Genomic DNA, 18,865 nt, shown 5'->3' with positions numbered 1-18,865 from the left:
CGGTGAGGCACGGCCACCCAGGGTATTTCCCATCGATCGAGCTGATCCGAATCGTTGACACCCGCGCGCGATGACGGGAGTGCTGGTGCACGCACCGCTGGGCACCGGCCGTGGCCACGTGTTATCCGAATTCGCTGCGTCCCGCTCGGCGCCCGGCCCGCTGCATCCCCGAGGCCGGTGATTCCCGCCCGGGCCGTCGTCGGGCGCTCGCGCGCCGGTTCGCGCGTTGCACCGCACGACATTCGCGCATGGAGAGAAACGGGAGACGATGGCACCGAACCCACTGCATATCGGCGTCGCACTCGACGGGGCGGGCTGGCATCCAGCCGCGTGGCGGGAGCCGAACTCCCGTCCCGCCGAACTGTTCGACCCCGGCTACTGGACCGACCTGATCCGGACCGCGGAGCGGGCGCTACTCGATTTCGTGAGCATCGAGGACAGTCTGCGGATCCCGGGTAGGCGGCACGCACCGTCCGACGACGCCGTCGATCAGGTCAGGGCCGGCATCGACGCACATCTGATCGCCGCACGCACCGCCCCGGTCACCCGGCGGATCGGTCTCATTCCCACCGTGACGACCACGCACACCGAACCCTTCCACGTCTCCAAGGCGATCGCCACGCTCGACTACACGTCGCGTGGCCGGGCGGGTTGGCAGGCGCGGGTGTCCGGTACCGCCGAGGAGGCCGCCCACTTCGGGCGCCGCGCGGTGCACGACCTCACTCCCACCGAACTCGCCGAAGCTATCGCGTCCGGCGTCTTGCCCGACCGTGCGCGTGATCTTCTCGACGAGGCCGCCGACGCCGTCGAGGTGGTGCGACGGCTGTGGGACAGCTGGGAGGACGACGCCGAGATCCGCGATGTGGCCACCCGCAGGTTCATCGATCGCGACAAACTGCACTACATCGACTTCGAGGGTCGCTTCTTCAGCGTCCGCGGCCCATCGATCACGCCGCGTCCGCCGCAAGGACAGCCGGTGGTGGCGGCTCTCGCGCACGGCCCGCTGGTCTACGAATTCGCCGCCCGCAGTGCCGACCTGGTCTTCGTCACGCCCAGCCGCGACGAAGGCCCGGGCCCGATCCTGGAACACGTCGCCGCCGCCGCGGCACGAGTAGGGCGCACCGGTGAGCCGCTGCGGGTCTATGCCGACATCGCCGTTTTCCTCGATACCGACGAGGAGCCCGGTCCGCAGCGCCTGGCGCGCCTGAGCGAACTCGCGCGTGCCGAATTCGATTCCGACGCGGCTGTTTTCGCGGGAAGCGCCGACGAGCTCGCCGATCTGCTCACCGACTGGAGCGAGCAGGGGGTCGACGGGTTCCGGCTACGGCCCGGCGTCGCGGTCGACGATCTGGCGGCAGTGGCCGACCGGCTCGTTCCCGCGCTGCAACGCCGCGGCGTGTTCCGCACCGGCTACCCGGACGGCTCGCTGCGCGCGCTGCTCGGTCTACCCACCGATGTCCCCAACCGTTACGCGACTGCCTGAGCGAGGTCACCGTGAGCACTCATCGTAAGCAGATCATCCTGGGCGCCTACCTCGGCGGCGTCAACCATCACACCGCGTGGTGGCATCCGGAGGCGGGAAGCCAGATCGATTTCAGCAGTTTCGAACACACCGCCCGCACCGCCGAACGCGGCAAGTTCGACTTCTTCTTCCTCGCCGAAGGGCTCATCCTGCGCGAACGCGCGGGCCGGATCTTCGATCAGGACATCATCGGCCGCCCCGACACCTTGACGGTGCTGGCTTCGATCGCCGCGGTCACCGAGCATCTCGGGCTCGCGGGCACGATCAATGCCACCTTCAACGAGCCCTATGAACTGGCCCGGCAGTTCGCCAGCCTGGACCACCTCTCCGGCGGACGCGCTGCCTGGAATGTCGTGACCTCGTTCGACGCGTTCACCGGACAGAATTTCCGGCGCGGCGGATTCCTCGATCCCGCCGACCGCTACGTGCGCGCCGAGGAGACCTTGAACGCCGTTCGCGCGCTGTGGGATTCCTGGGACGCCGCCGACATCGTCGCCGACAAAGACGCCGGACGCTTCCTCGCCAGGCCGGATGCCGGGGCATTCGCCTTCCACGGCAGCCAGTTCGACATCTCCGGTCGTTTCACCGTGCCGCGCAGCCCGCAGGGCAGGCCCGTGATCCTGCAGGCCGGCGTGTCACCGCAAGGGCGCGCCTTCGCCGCCGCCAATGCCGATGCCATCTTCTCTCCGTACGGCAAGTTGCCGGAGGCCGCGGACTTCTACCGCGACATCAAGTCGCGCGCGGTAGCGGCGGGACGGGCGGCCGACGACATCAAGATCCTGCCGTCGGCGAGTTTCGTTCTCGGGGACACCGAGGCCGAAGCGATCGAGAAGTACCATGCCGTCCGCAACGAGCAGGTCACCGGACAGACCGCACTGATTCTGCTGGAACAGATCTGGAACCGCGACCTGTCCGGCTACGATCCGGAAGGGCCGGTGCCCGACATCGACCCGGACCCCGACGCCGCGCCGATCATCCAGGGCCGAGCCTTCGTCCACCAGGACCGCTTCGCCACCGCGCAACGTCTGCGCCAGGTCGCGGAGACGAAGAAGCTCTCGCTGCGCGAGGTGGTGATCGACCAGTTCGAGCGCGGCCCCCTGGTCGGAACCCCGGCGCAGGTCGCGGAGCAGATCGACGCTTTCGTGCAGAACGACGGCTCCGACGGTTTCATCCTCGGTTCACACCTGGTGCCATGGGGTCTGGACGAATTCGTCGACAAGGTGGTTCCCCTGTTGCAGGATCGCGGTGCGCTGCGCACCGAGTACACCGGCACCACCCTGCGCGACAATCTCGGCCTGCCGAACGTGCGCTCGGCGAAGACGGTTCCGACCGCCTGAGTCCACCGCCGTAGCTTCCACGTCGTATCGGCCGACCACAGCGCTGACCGCACCCGCCTTGCTCGGCATCGGACGCCGCCGATGCCGAGCAAGGCGGTGCGGAGTGATCGTTCCGGCGACCGCCGGGCCGAGTTCCGCGATGGATTCCCACGCCCGGCGCCGACATTCCTGCCCCGGAGGTGGATTCGTGGTCCGGGGCGCAGTAGGTGAACGTCAGTATCCTGATGTCGTGATTACGCTCAGAAAAGAAGACGGTGCCGCGGACCTCGCGGGTATCACGAAATTGAGTGTGGGAGTGAGCTGGGATCCGTCGTCCGGAACCAGCGGCGGCGCACTCGGCTGGGCACGCCGCAAACGCGGTGTGGACCTCGATCTGATCGCTGTCCTCATGCAGGGCAACGACCCGGTGCGCTTCGCGGGACTCGATTCGCTGGACCCGTTGGGCAACGGCGCGGTCGCGCACTCCGGCGACGAGCAGACCGGCGCCGCTTCCGGCGACGACGAGACCATCCACGTCACCTTCGCCGACGTCCCCGCCGCGATCGACGCCATCATCTTCGTCGCGGCCGCGTTCAAAAAGGGCAGCTCCTTCGACAAGGCGAACAACATCTCCTTCAAGATCTACGACGCCACCGGCGGCAACAGCCAGCAAGTCGCCGACATCTGGCCTTCGCTGCTCGGCACCGACAACGCCAACGCGGTCGCTCGCGCCTTCCGGAACGGCGCTCAGTGGCAGCTGGAAGTTCTCAATCGCCAAGGCAAGATCAAGCAGGGCGACATGCAGGCACTGTTGCGCTTCGCCATGCAGTAGCCCTGCGCGTGCCACGCGACGAGGCAGGTGTGGCCGAACCGCACAGAATGGCTACATCTGTCCACGTCATCGAATCGCGGTGATGAGCGGATTTCCCGCAATCCGCGGACAGCGCCCAGTTACTCTGGGCCGATGCGATCCCGGTTCCGTCGGTACGTCCTGGCCGCGCTCGCCGTCGCGGCATCAACGTTGCTGCTCGCCACGCACTCCGCGGCGACCCCGCCGATACAGCCGGTCGCTGGCCTACCAGCGCTGGGCGGGGACTTCCTCTGGGGCGTATCGACCTCCGGATTCCAGTCGGAAGGCCATGCGCCGGACAGCAATTGGACGCGATACGTCGGCGCCACCCCCGGGTACGACCGCCTCGGCGATTCCGTCGACTTCTACGACCGCTATGCCTCCGACATCCAGCTCGCGGCGGACCTCGGGGTGCGCGTGTTCCGGATCGGAATCGAGTGGGCCCGAGTGCAGCCCGCGCCGGGAGTGTGGGACGAGGGCGCGTTTCGTTTCTACGACGCGGTCATCTCGAGCATCGAGCGAGCAGGCATGCGACCGATGATCACGCTCGACCACTGGGTGTACCCCGGCTGGGCCGCCGACCGAGGGGGTTGGCGAAATCCGCGTATGGTCGACGACTGGCTGGCCAACATGCGCACCGTCGTCGACCGCTACGCATCACGGAATCCGCTGTGGGTCACCGTCAACGAGCCCGTCGCCTATATCGTGCACGAGGCCGGTCGGGGCGCCGCGGATGCCGGAGAAATGCTCGAGCGGATCGCGCAGGCGCACAATGCCAGCTACGACTACATCCACCAGAAACAGCCGGGTGCGCAGGTGACCAGCAATGTGGGTTATGTCGCCGGTTCGGAGGCGCAGGTCAACGGCCAGCTGGTGGACCGCATCGCCGATCGGCTCGACTACGTGGGTGTCGACTACTACTTCGCCTTCGACCCGGCGCAGTCGCTGGCCGAGTCCATCCTGCGGGCCGGCGGTTCGTCGATGCCCGCGCTGCCCGGACCGCACATCTGGGATCTGCCGGTGCGCACCGAAGGCATCTACTACGCGCTGCAGTTCTACTCGCGCCGGTTGCCGGGCAAGCCGCTGTACGTCGTCGAGAACGGGATGCCGACCGAAGACGGCCGTCCGCGCGCCGACGGCTACGTCCGTGGCGATCATCTTCGCGACACCGTCTATTGGATCCAGCGCGCCAAGGCCGACGGCATGAACATCATGGGTTACAACTACTGGAGCCTGACCGACAACTACGAATGGGGAAGTTATACACCCCGATTCGGCCTCTACACCGTGGACGTGCGCACCGACCCGTCCCTCACCCGCCGCCCCACCGACGCCGTCGGCGCCTACACCCAGATCATCGCCGCGGGCGGAGTGCCCGACGGTTACCGTCCCACCCGCGGCCCGGCCATCTGCGTGTTCGTCGATCCTCCGGCCAGCTGTCTATCTCCGGTGGCGGGGCAGTAGGCGGGTACCCGCACCCCCTGGTCACCGCGCCCGTCGAACGCTGTGACGGATCCGTCACGGCGTACGCCATTTCTCGTCGGTCAACAGGCTACTGGCCTGCGGTCCCATCAGGAGCATGCCACCGTCCACCACATAGGACGCGCCGGTGACATAGCCGGCCTGTGGTGCGGCGAGAAACGCCACCACGGCGGCGACCTCGTCGGCGTGCCCGGTTCGCCCGAGCGGCACGCCGGGACGGGACTGCTCACGTGGATCGACGTCTTCCTGGCCGGTCATCGGTGTCGAAATCTCACCGGGCGCGACCGAGTTGACGGTGATGTCGTGTTCGGCCAGTTCCAGCGCCAGTACTTTCGTCAGCGCGCCGAGCCCCGCTTTCGCCGCGCAGTACGGTGCGGCGCCCACCCGGGGAACGTGTTCGTGCACGCTGGTGATGTTGATGATCCGGCCACCGTTACCCGCGGTGATCATGTGCCCGGCAGCGCGCTGCGAGCAGAGGAACGCGCCGTCCAGGTCGACCGACAGCACGTGCCGCCAGGTGTCGAAGTCCATGTCCATCGCCTTCTGAGCCGACCCGGTACCGGCGCAGTTCACCAGCACATCGAGGCCACCGAGTTCGTCGGCGAGGGCATCGATGACCGACACGGCGTCCGCCGGGTTCGCCAGGTCGAGACGCCGCACCGCGGCGGTCCTCCCCTGTTCGCGCACCTGCGCCGCGGTGTCCTGCGCACCGCGCTGGTCACTGTGGTAAGTCAGCCCGACATCGGCCCCGCCCGCGGCGAGCGCGACGGCGATCGAGGCGCCGATTCCGGAGTCTCCCCCGGTCACCACGGCTCGCCGTGGAGTGCCTGCTCGTTCTTGCGGAAGTGGAGCGGTAGTAGCCATATTCCGCGACTACCCGGGCGGGCACAGACGACACCCGCACCCGCCGTCACGGCTCGTGTCGCTGCGAACCACCGGCAACTCGAACCCGTATCGTCGCCAGCGAACAAGCAACGCATCTCTTGCTCGTCGTGCGCTGGGTTAGGCCGTGAAAGCCATCTCGAACAGCCGACCATACTGGTAAGGAGAGCGATGTTCACCCATAACAAGGATCTCCAGTTCGAAGTCCGCGTGGACCGTCCCGATCCACGGTTCGCGACCCTGCTGCAAGAACAGTTCGGCGGCGCCAACGGCGAATTGAAGGCCGCCATGCAATATTTCAATCAGGCGTTCACGCTGCGGGGCAAGCATCCGAAGATCTACGACCTGTTCATGGATATCGCCACCGAGGAACTCAGCCATCTCGAGATCGTCGGCGCGATGATCACCATGTTGCTGGACGGGCTCAACGACGATCTGAAGCAGGCCAACGAGCGGTGCGACTGGATGCCGATGGTGGCGACACCCGGCGGACGTGATCAGGTGATCCACCAGGTCGCGGTGAACCCGCTGTACTTCGCGCTCAGCGCCGGCGGCCCCGTTGTGAAGGACGCCGCTGGCGTGCCGTGGTCGGGCTCGTACGTCGAGGCCAATGGTGAGCCCTCAGTCGATCTGCGCAGCAACCTCGCGGCGGAGTCGCGCGCCAAGATCGTCTACGAATATCTCAAGCAGTTCACCGACGATCCCGGTGTGCAGGACACACTGTCGTTCTTGATGACCCGCGAGATCGCGCACTTCCAGCAGTTCACGGCGGCGCTGAACGAATTGCCGGTCAACTTCCCGCCCGGAGCACTGCCCGGCGACGATCGGTTCCAGAACGTGGCGTTCAACATGTCCAACGGCGCCGCGAGCGCCCGCGGCCCTTGGAACGAAGGGCAGGGACCGTGGCCCTCGGGCACGGAATGGCGCTACATCGACAATCCGGTCACCGAATGGCTCGATTCCGACGACCGCGTGAACCACGGCGCGGAGAGCAACCCCCAAGGCGAGCCTGCGGTCCACGGTACCAAGCCGTTCACCCACGAGTCGCACATACCGGACTGATTTCTCCCGCGCCTGCGGCCGGGACGGAGAACAGCCGGTTCAGGCGTCGAGCGACGCGCGGCCACCTCGGGCCGCGCGTCGCTGCGCGTCGTGCCGTCCTGATCACCGCCGCAGCTTGCGGCCCAAGTCGTCTCGCACCGGAACGACCGGAGCTGTTCACCTCTTCCATCGCCGCCACGACGCCGGGCGCCCGCCAAGCGGCGCACCACGCGTCGACACCCGTCATCCAATCGTTCGCCGAAGCACTGCGTGAAGAACCGCGCGATACCGACATCACCGTGACCGCCTGCCCGGTTGAACCCGGTAGGAGCGCATCGGCGTGGAGCATTCGGCCGACTGATCCGCTGCCGACCACGGCGTGGCCGGGGAGATCGCCGGGCCAGGCGTTCCGGTCAGCCGAGCGGCAGCTCCAGCCACGACGGGACGCCACGCGGCGCACTGATGGTGATCGTGGAACCGGCCTTGTCGGCGCTGGAATACCGCGGATCCATGCCGTCGAACACCAGCATCAACCGATTGCCGTCCGGCAGATCGTAGGCGGCCGCTTGCAGCTCCCACGAAATGGTCGCGGGCAGGCCCGACTCGATGGTTTTCGGTTCGTGCGTGATGATTCTCGCCGAGCCGTTTTCGTCGACGTCGAGCAGATAGGCGATCACGGTCGCGGACTCGTCGCTGCTGTCGACGGTCACGTGCACCCGGGGTATGCCGCGGATCTGCCGGGCGACGCCGCCGCGAGCAGCGAGCAGCGGCCCCGTCGACCAGACCAGAGCACGGCCGCGGTCGATCTCGCCGGCCCGGTAGATCGTGGGATTGCCGGACCATTCCCCCTGGCCCGTCGTCATGAGTGTGTCCATGGCGACGACCTCGGGCTCATCGCCCACCGTGAAGCTGCGTTGCCAACCGGCCGTGCGATCGGGGGTCAGCGCACCATCGCCGCCCTCGCGCTCATCGGTCAAGGTCAGTACTTCGGTGTCGGTGGTGACGTCCGCCCACGACGTCTTCTCCTCGCGCCGAGCCGGTTCGACGATCACGTTCCGACGGTTGCCGGATCCCGGCGTGGTGACGTAGGTGAACATGACCTGGTTGCTGATCTCCGGCCACGCGTCGACGCCGTTGTCCTCGTCTTTCAGGTAGTGATCGAGCCAGGCGTACGCCTCGCGCAGTGGCTTGTTCGGTCCGGCACCGGGCATGGGCGGAGCGATCAGGCCGGGACCTTCCGGCGCCGCGTGATCGCCGATCCACATGTTCAGCCGTTTGGGGCGCGGAAGCTTTTCGAAGGTCTCCAGCACCTGGTTCACCGGAAAAAGGCCGTCGTGCCAGGTGTTGGAGAAGAAGGTGGGAATATCGCGGCCGACATAGTGTTCGGGCGCGCGTTCGGTGCCCCACTCCACGACCGGGTCCATGTCCGCGCCCTCGGCGAACTTCGCCAAGATCTCCAGCGCCCCGTCGTCGAACCTGTCCGCGCCACCGGTCAGGGCGACCAGTGCCTCGACGGCCTTCAGATGACGGGTGCCGTTGTGGTACCAGCTGGTGGCGAGGTTGCCCCAGGTGCTCAGGGCGACGACGACGTCGACCCGCTCGTCGTGCGCGGCCACCAGCTGGCTGATTCCGGAGCCATACGACTCACCCATGAAGGCGATGCCGCTGGGATCGAGCGCGTCTATCGCGAAGTCGAGCACCTTCTCGCCGTCGGCGCGGTCCCATGGACCGGCGACATCGACCGTGCCTTCGGACGTACCGAACCACGGCGATTCCGTTCCCGGTGCGGCCGACCAGCCGATTCCGCGTGGCGAGTAGGCCAGCACGTGGTAGCCCTTCCACGCGAGCGTGAGATACGCGTACTCGAACAAGGGCCACCCCACGGGTGTCCACCCGGCGGGGAAGACCACCAGCGGACACGGACGGGAGGTGGTCTGCCGCAGCAGGTGCGCCGACAGACCGACCCCGCCCGCCCCTTCGATGCGCGGAAACGTCGGCACGGCGACGTTCAGCGCCCGGCTCACCAGCTCGGCGACGTCATCGGGCACCAGCCCCTTACCGCCGCGCTGCCGCACGGCGCTCACCAGGTTCGACGCGAACCGCACCGCTTCCACGCGCACCTGCCCCTGCGCGTCCCAGGGGCCCTCGACTGCGATCCGCGCCAGCTGTTCGGACGTGGTCCCGACGATCGGATCTCCGTGCGACATCGGCGTCAGCGATCCTTCCGGTGAGTTGTTGCGGAACTGCGGACCGCAGCAGCGTGACACGACATGCAATCCGATGTCCTTCGATCCGACGATGCGTTTCCTGTTCGCAATAGGCCGTTGAACAGCACAAACCCTGCAATATTCGACTACCCGCCGAGGACATTCGAAGGTTCGCGCGTACTCGCGAGCCGGGTGGACGTGCATCGTCTGCGAAGTGACCGGCGATGCCGAGGCGGCAACCGGCCGCCGGATGCCCCGCCTGATTCGCGACCGGAATGGTCGGGGTGAAAGGACCGGGCCGTGCGGCCGGTTGCCGGAGCTGGCCGATGCTTCGGATTCGGGGCGAAGGTCTTGTGGCCATGCGCGAGCCGAGGACGGACTACAGTCCGACCGCACCCATTAGGGTGGCAATGTTCGGAGATGTCCGTAGGCGGCCGGGAGGAAAGTCGTGGAACTGAAGACGGTGCTGGGGCGCGGCGCGCGAGCGGTGAACGCCGGGGTGGTCGCCCTCCTCAGCGCGCCGGTGCTCGGGCGTCTGCTGGGCAGAGGATTCGTGGTGATCACCTATGTGGGGCGCCGGTCCGGGCGGACGTTCAGCACACCGGTCAACTACTGGCGAAAAGGAGACGAACTGGTCATCGGCGTCGCCTTGCCGGATCGGAAGAGTTGGTGGCGCAACTTCCTCGGTGCGGGCGGCCCGATCACACTGCACTTGAACGGTGCCGACCGGCGCGGGCATGCGGTAGCGCGACGCGACGAACGCGGCCGCGTCTTCGTCGGAGTTCGGCTCGACGACGCAAGCTGATCCGATGCGATCGCTGCCGCGGACAGTGCAGAGCGTTGCTCCTCCCACGGCGCAAGCCGCCGCGAATTCCACGGCATGGCGGGACGGCGGAGCAGTCGGCGACAGCGGAGCTGCCGTCGGCGCGGTCGGCCGAACCGGGGTCTGACACCCGGCTCGCTCGGGATTTTCCCAGCCGGTGCCCGGGTTGTACCAGGAGCCGATATGAGGAGGTCATGTGGCACGGGAGTACAACCGGAATCCCGCGGCGGTCGCCGCGCTGTCGCCTGAGCAGTATCACGTCACTCAGGAGAACGGCACCGAGCGGGCGTTCACGGGCGAGTACTGGGACAATCACGAGCCGGGCATCTATGTGGATGTGGTGTCCGGTGAGCCGTTGTTCGCCTCGGTCGACAAGTTCGACAGTGGAACGGGATGGCCGAGTTTCACCAAGCCGATCGAAGCCGGGAACGTGGTGCAGAAGCGGGACTTCAGTCATCTGATGGTCCGCACCGAGGTGCGTTCGGCGCACGGCGACAGCCACCTCGGGCATGTGTTCACCGACGGTCCCCGTGCGGCGGGCGGCTTGCGGTATTGCATCAATTCGACTGCGCTGCGGTTCATTCACCTCGACGACCTCGAGGCGGAAGGCTACGGGCAGTACAGGACTCTCTTCGCAAAGGAGGAGGCGTGACCGACACGCGCACGGCGATTCTGGCCGGTGGCTGCTTCTGGGGCATGCAGGACTTGATCCGCAAGCAGCCGGGGGTGGTGTCGACCCGCGTCGGCTACACCGGTGGACGCAACGACCATCCCACCTACCGCAACCACCCCGGCCACGCGGAGGCGATCGAGATCGTCTACGACCCGGCCCGGACGTCCTACCGGGAACTGCTGGAGTTCTTCTTCCAGATCCACGATCCGACGACCAAGGACCGCCAAGGCAACGACATCGGAACCAGCTACCGCTCGGCGATCTTCTACCTCGACGACGACCAGAAACGTATCGCCCTGGACACCATCGCCGATGTCGACGCCTCCGGTCTCTGGCCCGGAAAGGTGGTCACCGAAGTGACCCCGGCGAGCGAGTTCTGGGAAGCCGAACCGGAGCATCAGGACTATCTGCTGCGTTACCCGGACGGTTACACCTGCCACTTCCCTCGGCCGGGGTGGAAGCTGCCGAAACGGCAGACCACCGCCCAGTAGAAGCAGGTGAGCTCGGCGGGGCCGCGCCCGGGCCCGCCGAGCCGTCGGAGCGCGCCGCGGACGACTGCGTCACCGCACCCAAGTGGCGCAGTCGTCGTAGTTTCGCCTGGGCTAGACCATGGCGGTGCTGCTGTTCGCGGGCGGCTTCCTGACCATCGGCGGCGAATGGTTTCGCATGTGGGCCAACGACGCCCGCAGCGTAGCTTCGTCACCGAAAGCGACTCGGCCGCAGCGGAATCGGATTAGGCGCGAGCGTCAGCGGCCGTTGCGCTCGAGTTCGCTCAGCTGCTTCTGCAGACGTTCCAGCGCTGCCCGGATCTCATCGATCTGCGCGTTGAGTTCGGCGATCTTCGCTTGATCCACCGGCGGCGCCTGCGCCTGTGGTTGCGCGGCCTGCGGCGCGGCGGGCATCTGCCCAGGCGGCAGTGGAGCACCGGGACCACCTCCGGGAGGCGTGGCGAGTCTGCCGGTGGCCGGACCGAACACCTGCTCCAGTGCCTCGGCGAGGGTCGGGGCGTAGCCGACGAGGACACCGCCGGTGCCGGGATCCCGGTAACTCACCAGCACCCGCGCCAGCTGCGGGAACGTCGACGCGTTCGGCGCGGTCGAGATCCGTTCGGTGAACAGGGGCTCGGCGTAGAGCACGCCGCCGTCGGCGATAGGCAGGGTGAGCAGATTCCCGTACTGGATTCGGTTCGAGCGCTCGAGCAGGGTGCGCTCGGACGCCACTCTGGTGTCGGAGATCATGGAATTCTGGATCTGTTGCGGCCCCTGGGTGAGAGTGTCGGTGGGCAACTGCGCGACGGTGATTTTGCCGTAGCCCTCCGGGTCGGAGCGGGCGGACACGTAGGCGGAGAGGAATTCCCGGTTGTAGCCGACCATCGCGCTGGCCAGTCGGAACGATGGTTCGGCACTGTTCTGGTCGCCGACCAGGACATAGAACGGGGGCTGATGCGGATTGGACTCCACGGTGGGATCACTGGGCACCGACCAGAACGCGTTGGTGGTGAAGAATTCGCGCGGCTCGTCGACGTGGTATTTGGCGAGCATCTCGCGCTGGATCGCGAACAGGTCCTCGGGATACCGGAAGTGGGCCCGCAGCTCCGGAGTGATCGACTCCTCGGGTCGGACCGTGCCGGGGAAGACCTTCATCCAGGCCGCGAGGACCGGATCCTGCCGGTCGACCTGGTAGAGGGTGACGGTGCCGTCGTACGCGTCGACGGTCGCCTTGATGGAATTGCGCACGTAGGAGATCTCGCGGGGCGACTCCCGCCGGGTGTCGTCGCCCGGCTGGAGAGCTTCGAGCGAGCTGCGCTCGGCGTAGGGGTAGCCGTCGATCGACGTGTACGCGTCGACGATCCAGACGATGCGGCCGTTCACCACCGCGGGGTAGGGGTCGTTGTCGGTGGTCAACCACGGTGCGACGAGTTCGACGCGATGGCGAGGATCACGGTTGAAGATGATCTTCGAATCGGGACCGATCGCCTTCGAGAAGATGATATTGCGTTCGGTGTAGGTCACCGCGAAGGCCAGGCGGTTGAGCCAGTTGCCGATCGGGACACCGCCAGCGCCGGTGTAGGTGTACTTGGTGGCATCGGTGTCGTATTCGCGCGGCTCGGTGCCGCCGCCCACGATGGCGTAGTCCGGGCTGGCATGGGCGATCACTTCGCCGAAGTAGACGCGCGGCTGATCCACTCGGATCACCTGGTGTCCGGAGGCCTGGGAAGCGATGTCGCCGACCGCGTAGATCGGGTATCCGCTGTTGCTGCTCGCGGCATCGCCCGCGGCCTCTCGGACCGCCGCGTTCACCCGGTTGGCCGGTGCGGCCACGAACCCGTTGCCGTGCGTGTAGACGGTGTGCCGGTTGACCCAGTGGCGCTGGTTGCCGCTCAGCGCGCTCGGGGTGAGCTCACGCGCCGCCACCACGTAATCGCGCAGTTGCCCACCGACGCGATACCGATCCAGATCCAGATGCGGTGGGAAACTGTAGAAGTTCTTCAGCTGTTGCTGCTGGGTGAACGTCCGGGAGAGCACATTCGGATCCAGCAGCCGGACGTCGGCGATCGTGGTGATGTCCGCGGGGACCTCGGGCGGCGGCTTGGTGCCGACACCGGAATAGGGCTGGAACTCGACCCGATCGTTGCCGATCCCGTATGCCTGCCGGGTGGCGGCGATGTTGCGTTGAATGTAGGCCCGTTCCATATCGGCGGCGTTCGGACGGACGGAGAACTGCTCGACGGCCAACGGCCAGACGGCTCCGACCAGGATCGACGACAGCAACAGAAGCACCGCGGCCATCGCCGGGATCCGCAGGTCCCGCACGACGACGGCGGCGAACACCGCCACGGCGCAGATCACGGCGATCGCGAAGAGGATGAGGCGGGCGGGTAGTACCGCGTTGATGTCGGTGTAGCCGGGGCCTGCGAAAGTGGGTTCCTTGCTGCGGCTGGAAAGCAGCGAATACCGATCGAGCCAATAGGCGGCAGCTTTCAGCAGGACGAACGCGCCGGCCAGTATCGCGAGCTGGACCCGGGCCGGGTGCGTCAGGCCGCCCACCTTTCTGGACAGCCGCAGCCCGCCGAGCAGGTAGTGCGTGGCGAGGCTCGCGATGAAGGCGAGGACCACGGCGATGAACAGCCAGTTGACGACGAATCGGTAGAAGGGCAGGTCGAAGACGAAGAAACCGACGTCGTGCCCGAATTGCGGGTCGGACACGCCGAAGGACCCGCCGTGGAGGAACAGTTGGACCGTCATCCAGTGGGACTGGGCGGCAAGGCCGCAGACCAGGCCCAGCGTGGTGGCGACGCCCAGACCGAACCGCGCCGGATGCCGGAGCACCGTTGCCCGGTACGGCCGAAGACTGTCTTCCTCCTCGGATTCGGGGAAGAAGAGCGGGCGGAATCTGAACGCGAGCCACATCGCCGCGACAAGAACGCCACCGACGATCAGCGCGACCGCGAGGAACAGCGACAGCCGGGTGAGCAGCACGGTCAGCCAGACTCCGCGGAAACCGACTTCACCGAACCACAGCCAGCTGACATAGCCGCTGACCAGCCGAGGCACGATCAGCAACGAGACGACGAACACCGTGGCGGCGATCACCAGCACCCGGGTGCTGCGATGCAACCGCCGCAAGCCGGGGCCGTCGCGTGCGCTCATCTTGCACTCCCGTGGCTGCCGCCCGGCGCAACGATGGACCGCCGAAGCCGACTGCCAAGCTCGATACTACCGGGGCTGGTCGATGCGTCGAGGCCGACGGACCAGGGCGGGGAGACAGGTGAGGCCGGCGCGGAGGCGAGACTCGCCGGGTTCGGTGTCGACCCGGAGAAGCTGAACGCGCTGCTGTCGCCCGGCAACGACTGATCCGACCGCCGGAACACGGCTCATCCGGCATACGAACTGATCGACCGGGCCAGACCCGGGCGTCGTCGCGGCACAGCTGATACCGGCGTCGAGCACTGCACTCGCGTGGCCGGCCTCGAGATCGCGACCACGCCGCCATCATCGCGGCGGCAGGACGCATCGTGGGTACCCGCCTTATCCTCACCGAGTGGTCGCCGCCGAGCCCGGCATCCGCACGACGCGGGACTTTCCGCCGATCACGGTAGGGGAAGATTCACACCGCGCGGGAGCGCACGCCGACCACCGCTGTGCGCCTCGTCAACTCACAGCGGGCACGCTGACGACCGATACGTCCCCGGCCGGAGCCGTCGCCCGATGCAGGCCGCGGCGGTCGTAGGCGTAGGTCGCGGTCGCTCCGAGCGCCAGGCCGATGCCGAGGCCGAGCATCGTCATCCACAAGCCATGTCCGAAACCGGCTTCGGCGCGGGCGTCGAAGAACAGGATCGCGCGTACGGCCAAGTAGATCTGATGCATCGGCTCGAACGCGGCCAGCTCGCCGATATAGGCGGGCGTCGCTTCCAACGGCACTGTGGCGGCCGACGACGGCAGACCAAGGACGACGAACAGGATCAGGTTGACCAGCAGTCCGGCCGTGCCGAAGGTAGCCAGGACGGACAGGGCGGTGATGCCGACGGCGACGATGGCGAGCGTGCCGTACAGCCACAACAGCAGCGGGCTACCCAGCGGAACACTTAATGCCGTGGCTACGCCGAGGAATATGCCGGACAGGATCGGCGCGGCGGTGACGATGACCGCCCACTTCACCAGCAAGGTGCGCAACCGGGAGATTCCGGTCGCCGGCGAGTGGATGAACCACGGGCCGTACTCGGTGGGCGTGAAACCGAGCGCCGAGTCGACGAGCGTGTGAATGATCATCGCGCCGGTGAAGCCCGCCAGCAACAGGATCAAGGTGTAGAAGAAGGCGACGAGTCCTTGTCCGGCGCCGTCGTCCATGGGGCGATATGGTGCGGTGACGATCTGCACCGGGTCGGCGAGCATCAGGCGGGAGGCGCCACTGAGCTCGACCGGTGCACCCGGGCCTGCGGCCAAGGCGGAGTTCACCTGGTCGGTCAGGTTCTTGCCGACGATCTCGTCCACCTGATTCAGCGCGCGATCGGCGATGCGCTGCATGATGCCCGTGGTGTACGGGCCGATCCGCGGATTGGTGTTGATCGTGATCACCGGGCGCTCGATCTCCCCGGGGACCACGGCACCAGCGCCCAGAATCGCCAGCCGCTTGGTGAAGTCCGACGGGATGACGATGGCGCCGTAGACCTCGCCATGCTGCAACTGCGTGCGCGCCTCGGCGATACCCACGACTCGCAGGTCGACCTTCTCCGCCGGGATTCCGGCGACCAGCGCATCGGTGACCTGGGCACCGATATCGGCGGGCTTGCCGCCGATCGTGTCGCCGACGTCCAGATCGACCAGGGCGATCGGGAAGTCGTGCAGGTTCCGCTCGGTATTGCTGGCGTATCCGAGGTACATCGTGGCGAGCAGTGCCGCGAGGACCGTCAGCACTGCGATCGGGGCGGTGAAGATCCGAACCGTCATGCGAGCTAATGTAGTCACCGCCTACAAAGTAGGCAATGCCTACATTTTGTTACCCTGCATACACCATGGCGATCACTCCAAGCCGGTCCTACCACCACGGCGATCTGCGCGCCGAGCTGCTGCGGCGCGCCGAGGCGACGCTGCGCGAGTCCGGCGTCGACGGCTTGTCGCTACGCAGACTGGCCCGCGACGCCGGAGTCAGTCACGCCGCTCCGACCCGGCACTTCAAGGACAAACAGGCGCTGCTGGACGCCATCGCGGTGTCCGGATTCCAGCGTCTCGCCGCCGCCTTGGAGCAGACGACACCCGCGGGTTCGGCCGCGGGGCACATCCGGGCCCTTGCCCGGACCTATCTCCACTTCGCGACCGAGAATTCGGCACTCGTCGCATTGATGTTCGCGCGTAGGCACAGCCCCGCCGCAGGCGATGCGATGTCACGGGCAGTGGACGCGGCGTTCGCGACACCGGTCGCGCTCATCGCCGAAGCGCAGAAGCGAGGAGAAGTGATCGACGGCGATCCGCGGCGCATCGCGCTGTCGGCAGTCGCCGCGCTACAGGGGCTGGCCACCTTCGTCGGCTCGGGTGTGATCGCCGCGGAGACCGCCGACGAACTGGTGGACGAGACGACCACACACATGATCGAGGGCTTGCGCCCCAGACCGTGACCGGCCGCGGACGTCGCGGCACAAGCGGGTGGACGCCGGCCGAATGCCACCGCCGATGGACGCCCGTTGATGACAGCGTATTCCCCGAACCTTGCCCGGACCGAGTGCGAACAAGGCCTCGGTGGCGTCTACCCGAGGTCCGTCGCTCAGTAAGCGATGAACAGGATTTCGTCGCGCGAGTACTCGTGGCCCGGGTGCCTCTCGGCCAAGTGGGCTTGCGTCTTCGCCACGAGATCGTCCTCGTCGGTTCCGACGATCGATTCTCCACAGGGGCAGTTCAGCTTTCGCTTCATGAGCGTCCTTCCTCCTCGGTCCGACAGTCTAGGCGCACGGACGCGATCGAGTCGGTGCGAGCCGCAGTTCCCGGAGGGGGAGTCGGCGAGGGCCGCACCGACGGGTACGGGTTCGACGTGGCGCTACTCGCGCAACGGTTTTCGCGGACACCGTGGACGATCCGGTCGGCTACTGTCGTCTGCACGATATCGGAAGGGCAGGCCGGAACTCAGCCGCCGGCCTACGCAAGCGTGCCCGGCGACCGGTTCCGATCCGGCGCGACGGCCCACGCGTTCCTCACGCGCTGGCGCGAGCGGTCAGGTCGTCGAGCAGAATCATGACCTCTCCCTCCCGCTTCACCACCTGGGTGAGCCGGATGGTCAGAGCGACGAGCTCGCTGTCGTCCACGGGGTCGGCCGGTTCATGGTGGAGGTGCTGCCATTCGCCGGTCGCGGAAACGCTCCCGAGGACCAGTTCGCGTTCGTCCCGTCCGGCGCTACGGAGTCGCGCGGACACCAGGATCGACGCGTGCGGCGAACGCACCCACAGATTCAGGGCGGCCAGACGTCCAGCGATCGCGAACACCTGCCCGGGCTTCGGCACGAGGTCGACCTCGAGATCGTCGATCGCCGACCGGACCAGTAGAACCAACGCACGGTAGTCGGCGCCCGCGACGCCGTCGGCGAACACACCGGGCCGTTTGCCCGGCGCGCCTTCGGCGAATGTCGTGAGATGTGTCCGGTCCGCGCCGGCCCCCGCGACCTCCCACTTGTCCTTGCTCTCGAAGTCGTCCAGGAGCACCTCGACCGAAGCGTCCGACATCCCCACTGTCCCTTCCTGCGCGCCCGCGCCGGTTGTTCTCCCGGCTCCGCGCACACCCTACAAGCCGCCGAATGCGGTTGCCCGCAGCACAACTGAGCGTTCGCCCGTTGGCCATCTCCACGCGGCATTCCCCGAAGCGACCGGCGCACGAGGTTTCGGCGTCAGCGGGGCCCGGCGTCCAGTTTCAGGACCACGCGCGCCGGTACCGGTATGCGATCGACGAGCGGGTTCGTGCGCCGACGGGTGAGCACGGTGACGACGATCAGCGCTCCTTGATCCAGTACATTCCGCGACCGGACTCCGCGGGCGCACACTTGTCGCGTGGCTCGATCCGGTCCAGGCGGTAGCCGAGCCGCCGGGCCACCGCGGCGCTGCGGATATTCGCCTCGTCACAATGTATCTCGACCCGGTCGACGCCCGGCAGTGTCAAGGCGATGCGGGTCAAGGCAGCTGCGCTGCGGGTGATCACCCCTCGGCCACGGTGTGCGGTGTGACACCAGTAGCCGATCTCCACAGCACGCGAGCCGAGCCGGTCGTGCAGGCCGATCCCACCGAGCACGCTGCCGCCGGCGTCGAAGATGCCGAAGTTGAAACTGCCCGCGGCGCTGGGCCAGCTCTCGTCCGTTTCTCTGCCGAAGGCGCGTTGACCCTCCAGTGTCGCCGGTTCGGCGAGCCAATCCATCCACGGGTGGATCTCGTCGAACGAGGCGTTGATCGCCTCGAGTCGCGGCCGCACATCCTGCGACAGCCACCGCCGCAACAGCAGATCTTCCAGTTCTATCCGCTCCGGTGGCCCGACGCCCGGTCCGAGCGCCGAGCATGATTCGACGTCCATATCGCTATCGTTGGTGTTCCACCCACC

17 protein-coding genes are annotated in these 18,865 nt (G+C 67.2%); 10 read left to right on the top strand and 7 right to left on the bottom strand.

Annotated features, from left to right (window positions below; all coding sequences use genetic code 11):
• The first annotated feature begins 268 nt into the window (after positions 1–268).
• The 4 genes from ACT89H_RS22625 to ACT89H_RS22610 all read left to right on the top strand — a co-directional run bounded on the left by ACT89H_RS22625 (position 269) and on the right by ACT89H_RS22610 (position 5,152).
• Positions 269–1,483, top strand: a complete 1,215-nt coding sequence (locus ACT89H_RS22625; RefSeq protein WP_445110639.1) for an LLM class flavin-dependent oxidoreductase — start codon at positions 269–271, stop codon at positions 1,481–1,483.
• Between the two features lie 11 nt (positions 1,484–1,494).
• On the top strand, positions 1,495–2,859 hold the full coding sequence (locus ACT89H_RS22620; protein ID WP_445110638.1) for an NtaA/DmoA family FMN-dependent monooxygenase: 1,365 nt from the start codon (positions 1,495–1,497) through the stop codon (positions 2,857–2,859).
• A gap of 229 nt (positions 2,860–3,088) precedes the next feature.
• Positions 3,089–3,670, top strand: a complete 582-nt coding sequence (locus ACT89H_RS22615; RefSeq protein ID WP_445110637.1) for a TerD family protein — start codon at positions 3,089–3,091, stop codon at positions 3,668–3,670.
• Positions 3,671–3,802: 132 nt separating this feature from the next.
• Positions 3,803–5,152: a family 1 glycosylhydrolase gene (locus ACT89H_RS22610; protein ID WP_445110636.1), complete on the top strand. Its 1,350-nt coding sequence runs from the start codon at positions 3,803–3,805 to the stop codon at positions 5,150–5,152.
• Between the two features lie 54 nt (positions 5,153–5,206).
• Here the strand turns inward: ACT89H_RS22610 and ACT89H_RS22605 are convergent, their stop codons facing one another.
• The gene (locus ACT89H_RS22605; protein ID WP_445110635.1) at positions 5,207–6,034 is read right to left on the bottom strand and encodes an SDR family oxidoreductase; all 828 of its coding nucleotides are present in this window, start codon (positions 6,032–6,034) and stop codon (positions 5,207–5,209) included.
• 189 nt (positions 6,035–6,223) lie between these two features.
• Here ACT89H_RS22605 and ACT89H_RS22600 point away from each other — a divergent pair, with 189 nt between their 5' ends.
• Positions 6,224–7,114: a manganese catalase family protein gene (locus ACT89H_RS22600; protein ID WP_445110634.1), complete on the top strand. Its 891-nt coding sequence runs from the start codon at positions 6,224–6,226 to the stop codon at positions 7,112–7,114.
• 392 nt (positions 7,115–7,506) lie between these two features.
• On the opposite strand, the gene ACT89H_RS22595 is transcribed toward ACT89H_RS22600, so the two are convergent.
• Entirely contained in the window at positions 7,507–9,300 is a 1,794-nt protein-coding gene (locus ACT89H_RS22595) for an alpha/beta fold hydrolase (protein ID WP_445110633.1), read from the bottom strand.
• A 454-nt stretch (positions 9,301–9,754) separates the two neighbouring features.
• Between ACT89H_RS22595 and ACT89H_RS22590 the strand changes: the two genes are divergently transcribed.
• The 4 genes from ACT89H_RS22590 to ACT89H_RS22575 all read left to right on the top strand — a co-directional run bounded on the left by ACT89H_RS22590 (position 9,755) and on the right by ACT89H_RS22575 (position 11,645).
• Positions 9,755–10,105 (top strand): nitroreductase/quinone reductase family protein, encoded by a 351-nt coding sequence (locus tag ACT89H_RS22590; RefSeq protein WP_445110659.1) that lies wholly within the window; start codon positions 9,755–9,757, stop codon positions 10,103–10,105.
• A gap of 214 nt (positions 10,106–10,319) precedes the next feature.
• Positions 10,320–10,775: a peptide-methionine (R)-S-oxide reductase MsrB gene (msrB, locus tag ACT89H_RS22585; protein WP_445110632.1), complete on the top strand. Its 456-nt coding sequence runs from the start codon at positions 10,320–10,322 to the stop codon at positions 10,773–10,775.
• A complete protein-coding gene (gene msrA / locus ACT89H_RS22580) occupies positions 10,772–11,287 on the top strand; it encodes a peptide-methionine (S)-S-oxide reductase MsrA (protein ID WP_445110631.1) in 516 nt (171 codons plus the stop codon). Before msrB ends, msrA begins: the two co-directional genes overlap by 4 nt.
• Before the next feature lie 118 nt (positions 11,288–11,405).
• Entirely contained in the window at positions 11,406–11,645 is a 240-nt protein-coding gene (locus ACT89H_RS22575; protein WP_445110630.1) for a DUF2165 family protein, read from the top strand.
• Here ACT89H_RS22575 and ACT89H_RS22570 read toward each other — a convergent pair.
• Positions 11,543–14,446 carry a UPF0182 family protein gene (locus tag ACT89H_RS22570; RefSeq protein WP_445110629.1) on the bottom strand — a complete coding sequence of 968 codons (2,904 nt, stop codon included), beginning with the start codon at positions 14,444–14,446 and terminating at the stop codon, positions 11,543–11,545. The genes ACT89H_RS22575 and ACT89H_RS22570 overlap by 103 nt on opposite strands.
• A gap of 501 nt (positions 14,447–14,947) precedes the next feature.
• Positions 14,948–16,243, bottom strand: coding sequence for a YhgE/Pip domain-containing protein (locus tag ACT89H_RS22565; RefSeq protein ID WP_445110628.1), 1,296 nt, complete (start codon positions 16,241–16,243; stop codon positions 14,948–14,950).
• A gap of 65 nt (positions 16,244–16,308) precedes the next feature.
• Here ACT89H_RS22565 and ACT89H_RS22560 point away from each other — a divergent pair, with 65 nt between their 5' ends.
• Complete coding sequence (locus ACT89H_RS22560; RefSeq protein ID WP_445110627.1) at positions 16,309–16,908, top strand: TetR/AcrR family transcriptional regulator; 600 nt, start codon at positions 16,309–16,311, stop codon at positions 16,906–16,908.
• 146 nt (positions 16,909–17,054) lie between these two features.
• Here the strand turns inward: ACT89H_RS22560 and ACT89H_RS22555 are convergent, their stop codons facing one another.
• The 3 genes from ACT89H_RS22555 to ACT89H_RS22545 form a co-directional block, all read right to left on the bottom strand.
• A complete protein-coding gene (locus tag ACT89H_RS22555; RefSeq protein ID WP_445110626.1) occupies positions 17,055–17,201 on the bottom strand; it encodes a DUF1059 domain-containing protein in 147 nt (48 codons plus the stop codon).
• A gap of 277 nt (positions 17,202–17,478) precedes the next feature.
• Complete coding sequence (locus ACT89H_RS22550) at positions 17,479–18,003, bottom strand: hypothetical protein (protein ID WP_445110625.1); 525 nt, start codon at positions 18,001–18,003, stop codon at positions 17,479–17,481.
• A 262-nt stretch (positions 18,004–18,265) separates the two neighbouring features.
• Positions 18,266–18,838 carry a GNAT family N-acetyltransferase gene (locus ACT89H_RS22545; RefSeq protein WP_445110624.1) on the bottom strand — a complete coding sequence of 191 codons (573 nt, stop codon included), beginning with the start codon at positions 18,836–18,838 and terminating at the stop codon, positions 18,266–18,268.
• Between the last annotated feature and the right edge of the window lie 27 nt (positions 18,839–18,865).

The sequence above is a fragment of the Nocardia aegles genome (assembly GCF_052545135.1).
The sequence above is the reverse complement of the archived record's forward strand: the minus strand, read 5'-3'. Positions and strand labels throughout refer to the sequence as shown.

Excerpts from the sequence above, each read along its gene's own strand:
- ACT89H_RS22560 (WP_445110627.1), top strand. The coding sequence starts at position 16,309 with ATGGCGATCACTCCAAGCCGGTCCTACCACCACGGCGATCTGCGCGCC.
- ACT89H_RS22570 (WP_445110629.1), bottom strand. The coding sequence starts at position 14,446 with ATGAGCGCACGCGACGGCCCCGGCTTGCGGCGGTTGCATCGCAGCACC.
- ACT89H_RS22555 (WP_445110626.1), bottom strand. The coding sequence starts at position 17,201 with ATGAAGCGAAAGCTGAACTGCCCCTGTGGAGAATCGATCGTCGGAACC.
- ACT89H_RS22600 (WP_445110634.1), top strand. The coding sequence starts at position 6,224 with ATGTTCACCCATAACAAGGATCTCCAGTTCGAAGTCCGCGTGGACCGT.
- ACT89H_RS22625 (WP_445110639.1), top strand. The coding sequence starts at position 269 with ATGGCACCGAACCCACTGCATATCGGCGTCGCACTCGACGGGGCGGGC.
- ACT89H_RS22565 (WP_445110628.1), bottom strand. The coding sequence starts at position 16,243 with ATGACGGTTCGGATCTTCACCGCCCCGATCGCAGTGCTGACGGTCCTC.
- ACT89H_RS22595 (WP_445110633.1), bottom strand. The coding sequence starts at position 9,300 with ATGTCGCACGGAGATCCGATCGTCGGGACCACGTCCGAACAGCTGGCG.
- ACT89H_RS22550 (WP_445110625.1), bottom strand. The coding sequence starts at position 18,003 with ATGTCGGACGCTTCGGTCGAGGTGCTCCTGGACGACTTCGAGAGCAAG.
- ACT89H_RS22575 (WP_445110630.1), top strand. The coding sequence starts at position 11,406 with ATGGCGGTGCTGCTGTTCGCGGGCGGCTTCCTGACCATCGGCGGCGAA.
- ACT89H_RS22545 (WP_445110624.1), bottom strand. The coding sequence starts at position 18,838 with ATGGACGTCGAATCATGCTCGGCGCTCGGACCGGGCGTCGGGCCACCG.
- ACT89H_RS22610 (WP_445110636.1), top strand. The coding sequence starts at position 3,803 with ATGCGATCCCGGTTCCGTCGGTACGTCCTGGCCGCGCTCGCCGTCGCG.
- ACT89H_RS22605 (WP_445110635.1), bottom strand. The coding sequence starts at position 6,034 with ATGGCTACTACCGCTCCACTTCCGCAAGAACGAGCAGGCACTCCACGG.